We start from the raw sequence: 1,313 nt of genomic DNA on the forward strand, positions 1-1,313 counted from the left end.
AGATGTGTATAAGAGACAGCAGCTGGGGCGCCCTCTGGTAAGGTTGGGAAGCCCTGCAAAGTAAACTGGATGGCTTTCTTGCCGCCAAGGATCTGATGGCGCAGGGGATCAAGATCTGATCAAGAGACAGGATGACGGTCGTTTCGCATGCTTGAACAAGATGGATTGCACGCAGGTTCTCCGGCCGCTTGGGTGGAGAGGCTATTCGGCTATGACTGGGCACAACAGACAATCGGCTGCTCTGATGCCGCCGTGTTCCGGCTGTCAGCGCAGGGGCGCCCGGTTCTTTTTGTCAAGACCGACCTGTCCGGTGCCCTGAATGAACTGCAGGACGAGGCAGCGCGGCTATCGTGGCTGGCCACGACGGGCGTTCCTTGCGCAGCTGTGCTCGACGTTGTCACTGAAGCGGGAAGGGACTGGCTGCTATTGGGCGAAGTGCCGGGGCAGGATCTCCTGTCATCTCACCTTGCTCCTGCCGAGAAAGTATCCATCATGGCTGATGCAATGCGGCGGCTGCATACGCTTGATCCGGCTACCTGCCCATTCGACCACCAAGCGAAACATCGCATCGAGCGAGCACGCACTCGGATGGAAGCCGGTCTTGTCGATCAGGATGATCTGGACGAAGAGCATCAGGGGCTCGCGCCAGCCGAACTGTTCGCCAGGCTCAAGGCGCGCATGCCCGACGGCGAGGATCTCGTCGTGACCCATGGCGATGCCTGCTTGCCGAATATCATGGTGGAAAATGGCCGCTTTTCTGGATTCATCGACTGTGGCCGGCTGGGTGTGGCGGACCGCTATCAGGACATAGCGTTGGCTACCCGTGATATTGCTGAAGAGCTTGGCGGCGAATGGGCTGACCGCTTCCTCGTGCTTTACGGTATCGCCGCTCCCGATTCGCAGCGCATCGCCTTCTATCGCCTTCTTGACGAGTTCTTCTGAGCGGGACTCTGGGGTTCGGCTTCCTCGCTCACTGACTCGCTGCGCTCGGTCGTTCGGCTGCGGCGAGCGGTATCAGCTCACTCAAAGGCGGTAATACGGTTATCCACAGAATCAGGGGATAACGCAGGAAAGAACATGTGAGCAAAAGGCCAGCAAAAGGCCAGGAACCGTAAAAAGGCCGCGTTGCTGGCGTTTTTCCATAGGCTCCGCCCCCCTGACGAGCATCACAAAAATCGACGCTCAAGTCAGAGGTGGCGAAACCCGACAGGACTATAAAGATACCAGGCGTTTCCCCCTGGAAGCTCCCTCGTGCGCTCTCCTGTTCCGACCCTGCCGCTTACCGGATACCTGTCCGCCTTTCTCCCTTCGGG

General features: G+C 58.7%; 1 protein-coding gene. It reads left to right on the top strand.

Annotated features, from left to right (window positions below; all coding sequences use genetic code 11):
- Positions 1–147 precede the first annotated feature (147 nt).
- Positions 148–942: an APH(3')-II family aminoglycoside O-phosphotransferase gene (locus tag ACN4EK_RS32690; RefSeq protein ID WP_171502934.1), complete on the top strand. Its 795-nt coding sequence runs from the start codon at positions 148–150 to the stop codon at positions 940–942.
- Positions 943–1,313 lie beyond the last annotated feature (371 nt).

Source organism: Pantanalinema rosaneae CENA516, from assembly GCF_050753385.1.
Taxonomy (GTDB): domain Bacteria; phylum Cyanobacteriota; class Cyanobacteriia; order Leptolyngbyales; family Leptolyngbyaceae; genus Pantanalinema; species Pantanalinema rosaneae.

Bases quoted from the DNA above. Each gene is read 5' to 3' on its own strand.
- ACN4EK_RS32690 (WP_171502934.1), top strand. From the start codon at position 148: ATGCTTGAACAAGATGGATTGCACGCAGGTTCTCCGGCCGCTTGGGTG.